Annotated in this window: 8 protein-coding genes; 5 read left to right on the plus strand and 3 right to left on the minus strand. The window is 69.3% G+C overall.

The window, feature by feature from the left end; all coding sequences use genetic code 11:
• Positions 1-332, plus strand: a 332-nt coding sequence (locus D7V93_RS37300) for an SPOR domain-containing protein (RefSeq protein ID WP_147451541.1), incomplete at its 5' end; no start/stop codon positions are given.
• Positions 333-359: 27 nt separating this feature from the next.
• Positions 360-722 carry a cupin domain-containing protein gene (locus tag D7V93_RS37305; RefSeq protein WP_120530894.1) on the plus strand — a complete coding sequence of 121 codons (363 nt, stop codon included), beginning with the start codon at positions 360-362 and terminating at the stop codon, positions 720-722.
• A gap of 18 nt (positions 723-740) precedes the next feature.
• Here the strand turns inward: D7V93_RS37305 and D7V93_RS37310 are convergent, their stop codons facing one another.
• Positions 741-1,337, minus strand: coding sequence for a hypothetical protein (locus tag D7V93_RS37310; RefSeq protein ID WP_120647873.1), 597 nt, complete (start codon positions 1,335-1,337; stop codon positions 741-743).
• A 93-nt stretch (positions 1,338-1,430) separates the two neighbouring features.
• On the opposite strand from D7V93_RS37310, the gene D7V93_RS37315 reads away from it, so the two are divergent.
• The 3 genes from D7V93_RS37315 to D7V93_RS37325 all read left to right on the plus strand — a co-directional run bounded on the left by D7V93_RS37315 (position 1,431) and on the right by D7V93_RS37325 (position 3,615).
• A complete protein-coding gene (locus tag D7V93_RS37315; protein ID WP_120530896.1) occupies positions 1,431-1,613 on the plus strand; it encodes a ribbon-helix-helix domain-containing protein in 183 nt (60 codons plus the stop codon).
• Between the two features lie 24 nt (positions 1,614-1,637).
• Complete coding sequence (locus D7V93_RS37320) at positions 1,638-2,597, plus strand: UDP-glucuronic acid decarboxylase family protein (protein ID WP_120615978.1); 960 nt, start codon at positions 1,638-1,640, stop codon at positions 2,595-2,597.
• 76 nt (positions 2,598-2,673) lie between these two features.
• Positions 2,674-3,615 carry an NAD-dependent epimerase/dehydratase family protein gene (locus tag D7V93_RS37325; RefSeq protein ID WP_120647874.1) on the plus strand — a complete coding sequence of 314 codons (942 nt, stop codon included), beginning with the start codon at positions 2,674-2,676 and terminating at the stop codon, positions 3,613-3,615.
• On the opposite strand, the gene D7V93_RS37330 is transcribed toward D7V93_RS37325, so the two are convergent.
• Positions 3,612-3,950, minus strand: coding sequence for an amidohydrolase family protein (locus D7V93_RS37330; protein WP_120647875.1), 339 nt, complete (start codon positions 3,948-3,950; stop codon positions 3,612-3,614). The genes D7V93_RS37325 and D7V93_RS37330 overlap by 4 nt on opposite strands.
• Before the next feature lie 155 nt (positions 3,951-4,105).
• On the minus strand, positions 4,106-5,201 hold a 1,096-nt coding region (locus D7V93_RS37335; RefSeq protein WP_147451542.1), incomplete at its 5' end, for a thioesterase domain-containing protein.

Genomic DNA, 5,201 nt, shown 5'->3' on the forward strand with positions numbered 1-5,201 from the left:
GCACCGCCGCGCGTGACGGGGGCATGAAGGAAGCCATCGCCCGAGCCCAGCAGCTGCCCGCGGCCCCCCCGCGCCCCGCGGAGGCCGTGAAGGGCGGGGCGTTCACGCTCCAGCTCTCCGCCTTCCAGAGCCGTCCGGACGCCGACCGCTTCGCCGCCCGGTTGCGCGACCGAGGCTATGCCCCGTATATCCTGGCGGCGGAAGTGCCCGGCAAGGGCACCTGGTACCGCGTCCGGATGGGCAGCTTCGCCTCGAAGGAGGCGGCCGGTCGGTACCTGACGGACTTCAAGCGCGAAACCCAGCTCGACGCCTACGTGGCCGGCACGAACTAGCGCTGGGCAAGGAAGAGAAGAAGCACCATGACGACGACGAAGCGGGTGGAGAAGCCCTGGGGCCACGAGCTGATCTGGGCCCACACGGAGCGCTACGTGGGCAAGCTCCTGCACGTGAAGGCCGGGCACAAGCTCAGCCTCCAGTTCCACAACCGCAAGGACGAGACCATCCACGTCCAGAGCGGCAAGCTGCTCTTCGTGGTCGACGAAGGCCAGGGCCTCATCGAGAAGGAGATGAACCCCGGTGAGAGCTACCACATCAAGCCGCTGACCAAGCACCGCATGGTCGCCATCACCGACTGCGACATCCTCGAGGTCAGCACCCCCGAGCTGGACGACGTCGTGCGGCTGGAGGACTCCTACGGCCGCGCCGGCACCAGCAAGGCCTAGCCGTCCGCCGTCACCCCCTCACGGGGCAGCAGGCTTCCCCGTGGGGTTGCGGGTCCACTGGTCCACGGTGCCGTCACCGTCCAGGTCCTCGCCAATGCGGTCCACCTGACCGCCCTCCCAGTACTCCCAGTAGTCCACGCGGCCGTCGTGGTTGGCGTCGCGCTCCTTGCGCACGAGCGTGTCGTTCTCGTAGTACAGCCACGAGTCCGGCCGTCCGTCGCCGTCCAGGTCGCGCTCGCCCTTGGTGCGCTTGCCCTCGGTGTAGGAGTACGTGGCGTCCACCTTGCCGTCGTAGTCCAGGTCCATCACCTCGCGGACCTTCGCGCCCTGCGGATCCATGAACTGCGTGACGTCCACGCGGCCGTCCCAGTTCAGGTCCAGCTCCTTGCGCGTCACGACGTCCTTCAGCCGGAACTCCCACACGTCCGTGCGCCCGTCGCCGTTCGCGTCCAGCTCCGTGACGGTCTCCCCGGCGGCCGGCTTTCCCCGGATGGCCTCCGCCTCCGGACGCTTGCGCACCGCGTCAGGGGTCTCCGAGGACTGCGACGTCTTGCAGGCGGACAGCGGGCTGAGCGCGAGGAAGCCCAGGAAAAACAGGCGGTTGCTAGGAATCACGATGCCTCCCGGGCGGGCAGGGCGCCTTGTTCGCGCCGTTCGCACTCCGTGCTTTCGCAGGCCACGTCATTCCATATATTTTCACGTATCGCCATGGCCCGAAAGAAAGTCAGCACCACCATCTACATCACTCCGGAGCAGAACGAACTGCTCAAGGCGCTGAACCAGAAGACGAAGGTGCCCGTGGCCGAGTACATCCGGCAGGGCATCGACCTGGTGCTGGAGAAGTACAAGGCGCAGCTGCCGGGCCAGTCGACCTTCGACGAACTCTCCTGAAGAACGAGGCGTGACGTGACGAGCATGCGTGGCAAGCGGGCGGTGGTGCTGGGTGGGGCCGGATTCGTGGGCTCGCACCTGTGTGAGCGGCTGCTGGATGACGGCGCCGAAGCCGTCCTCGCCGTGGACAACCTGATCACCGGCAATGAAGAGAACGTGCGCACGCTCAAGCCGCGCGCGGGCTTCCGCTACGTGAAGCAGGACATCATCGACGGCCTGGAGGTGGAGGGCCCGGTGGACTTCGTCTTCAACATGGCGTCGCCCGCGTCGCCCATCGACTACGCGAACCTCCCCCTGGAGACGCTGCGCGTGGGCTCCATCGGCACGGAGAACGCGCTGAAGCTGGCGGAGAAGAAGAAGGCCGTGTTCCTCATGGCCTCCACGTCGGAGGTCTACGGCGATCCGCTGGTGCACCCCCAGAAGGAGGATTACTGGGGCAACGTGAACCCCATCGGGCCGCGCTCCGTCTACGACGAGGCCAAGCGCTACTCGGAGGCCATCAGCGCCGCCTACGAGCGCAGCCGGGGCGTCAACGTCCGCATCGTGCGCATCTTCAACACCTACGGCCCGCGCATGCGCCTCAACGACGGCCGCGTGGTGCCCGCCTTCGTGGGCCAGGCGCTCAAGGGCGAGGACTTCAGCGTCTTCGGTGACGGCAGCCAGACGCGCTCGTTCTGCTACGTGAAGGACCTGGTGGACGGCCTCGTCCGGCTGGTGCTGTCGGACGTCCGGGGCCCGGTGAACATCGGCAACCCGCGCGAGATGACCATCAAGCAGTTCGCGGAGGCCGTGCGCGAGGCGGCGGGTGGAGGTAGGCAGATCGTCTACCAGCCGCTGCCCAAGGATGATCCGAAGCAGCGTCAGCCGGACATCACCCGCGCGCGCACCCTGCTGGGCTGGGAGCCGAAGGTTTCCCTGGAAGAGGGTCTGCGGGAGACCATCGCGTACTTCCGAGAGGTTGCCGGGCGTCCCCCTGGAGCTTAGGTTGGCCGCGCGCGAGTGAGCGCGACGGTTTGGACGGCCCGGCCCCCGTGGGCGGGCCGGCCCTGGGGAGAACGGCGTGAAAGTCCTGGTAACGGGCGGAGCGGGCTTCATTGGTTCGCACGTGTGCGATGAGTTCCTGCGCAATGGCCACGAGGTCATCGCGCTGGACGACCTGTCGGGCGGCAAGAAGGAGAACCTGGATCCGCGCGTGCGCCTGGCCGTGCACGACATCCGCAGCCGCGAGGCCGCGGAGCTCATCCGCGCGGAGAAGCCCCAGGTCCTCTGCCACCTGGCCGCCCAGATGGACGTCCGCCGCAGCGTGGACGACCCCGGCTTCGACGCGGACGTGAACATCCGCGGCATGCTCAACCTGCTGGAGGCCGCGCGTCACAGCGGCGTGAAGAAGGTCATCTTCAGCTCCACCGGCGGCGCCATCTACGGCGAGCAGGACTTCTTCCCCGCCACGGAAGGCCACCCCACGCGGCCGGTGTCGCCCTATGGCGTCTCCAAGGCGGCGGGCGAGCTGTACCTGGGCTACTACCGCGCCCAGTACGGCGTGCCCTACGTCGCCCTCCGGTACGCCAACGTGTACGGCCCCCGGCAGAACCCGCACGGCGAGGCGGGCGTGGTGGCCATCTTCAGCCAGCGCGTCATCGCGGGGCAGGGCTGCACCATCTTCGGCGAGGGCAAGCAGACGCGTGACTTCGTCTTCGGTCCGGACGTGGCGCGCGCCAACTACCTGGCCTTCCAGAGCGACTACGTGGGCGCCGCCAACATCGGCACCGGCGTGGAGACGGACATCAACCGCCTCTACGAGCTCATCGCGCAGGCGGGCGGCAGCGCGCCTCAGGTCACGCACGCGCCGGGCAAGCCGGGCGAGCAGATGCGCTCCTGCATCGACGCGTCGCTCGCGAAGAAGGTGCTGGGCTGGGAGCCGAAGGTGCAGCTCGCCGAGGGCCTCCGCCAGACGCTCCAGTTCTTCCGCGAGCGGGCCGTTCCACAGCGCGCCCGCGGCTAGGCACCACGCCCCTCAGGACGGGAACGGTCAGCGCACGACGGCGGTGGAGCGCAGGCGCTCGATGTTCCCGAAGAGGACGAGGTTGCGTTCAGGTCGCTCAGGGGGGAGTCGTCGGCGGTGACGGCCGTCACGAAGCCCTCCTGGGTGTCCTTCAGCCGCAGCACCGGCCAGTCCGTCCCGAAGAGGACCTTGTGGTTGATGCCGCGCGAGACGGCCTTCTTCACCACCGTCGCCGCGCCGTCCGCCCGCAGCGTGCTCTGGTAGCCGCTGATGTCCAGGTAGACGTTCGACGAAGTGCTTCGTGGGGTGGGGAGCCTCCCGGACCCGGTGGACACAGCGTGAAGGCGCCCGCTGTGTAGAACACCCCGGACACTGGCGAACAGTACGGCTCCCGTCTTCCCCGGATTCCGCCAGACCTCGCGACCGGGGGCCCGGAGCCCGTGAAGGCTCCGGTTCCAGAGCGAGCGCTTGGAGCCGGAGCCCGAGACGCCTACTGCTCGCGGGCTTCGAGTTCGCGCAGCCGCTCCGAGAGCTTCTCCGCCAGGGTGGCGACGTTCGGCGCCTGCAGCAGGGTGAGGTGATCGCCGGGCACCTCGGACACGGCCACGTCGCCCGTGATCCACTCCGTCCAGGGCTTGTGTGCGTCCCGCGTGGGCGCGCTCGCGTGCGAGGCCGCCTGGAAGAAGTCGGCGGAGCCTCCGTAGAGGCTGGGAGGCACGTAGCCGCGATGCGCTTCGGACAGGCGCTCGTGGACGGCGAAGAGGCGCTCGATCTGGGCGGGCTCCAGGCCTCCCGCGGCGGGGAGCTGGCGCACCACGTCCAGCATCCGCGTGAGCAGCTCCGGTCCGTGCGTGCCGTTCAGCTCCTCCAGCGCCTCCGCCGGAGCGTCCTTCAGGGGCAGTCCGACCATGCGGGCGAAGCCCGCCAGGCGCACCAGCGGCGGCGGCTCGGGCTCCGGCTGGCCCGAGGGAGCGATGCTGTCGATCAGCGCGAGCAGCTCGACTAGCTCGCCCTGGGCCTGGAGCTGGCGCGCCATCTCGTACGCCACGAGTCCGCCGAGGGACCAGCCCGCGAGTCGGTAGGGGCCGTGGGGCTGCACGTCGCGCATCTGATCCACGTAGATGCGGGCCAGGGACTCCATGGACCCGGGCGGCAGCTCTCCACCCTCCAGTCCGGGGGCGAAGAAGCCGTGGATGGGCCGGTCATTGCCCAGGTGGCGGACGAGGTCGGCGTAGCTGAGCACGCCGCCGCCACCGCCGTGGACGAGGAACAGTGGCCGGCGCTGGGAGTCGCCGGTGTCGAGCCGCGCGATGTTGGGCGTGCGCGGCGCGGCCTCCGACGACGGCTCCATCCGGTCGGCGAGCTGTTCGACGGTGGCGCCCTGGAAGAGCGCGGACAGGGGCAGCGCGCGACCGGTCCGCTCCCGCAGCAGGGCCATGAGGCGCACGGCCAGCAGGGAGTGGCCGCCCAGCGCGAAGAAGTTGTCCCGGATGCCGACGCGCTCCATCCCCAGCACCTCGGCGAATACCTGGGTGAGGAGTTCCTCGGTGGGGGTGCGGGGAGGGACGTAGGCGGAGGAAGAGGAG

The organism is Corallococcus llansteffanensis (assembly GCF_003612055.1).
Lineage (GTDB): Bacteria > Myxococcota > Myxococcia > Myxococcales > Myxococcaceae > Corallococcus > Corallococcus llansteffanensis.

Bases quoted from the DNA above. Each gene is read 5' to 3' on its own strand.
- D7V93_RS37305 (WP_120530894.1), top strand. From the start codon at position 360: ATGACGACGACGAAGCGGGTGGAGAAGCCCTGGGGCCACGAGCTGATC.
- D7V93_RS37315 (WP_120530896.1), top strand. From the start codon at position 1,431: ATGGCCCGAAAGAAAGTCAGCACCACCATCTACATCACTCCGGAGCAG.
- D7V93_RS37320 (WP_120615978.1), top strand. From the start codon at position 1,638: ATGCGTGGCAAGCGGGCGGTGGTGCTGGGTGGGGCCGGATTCGTGGGC.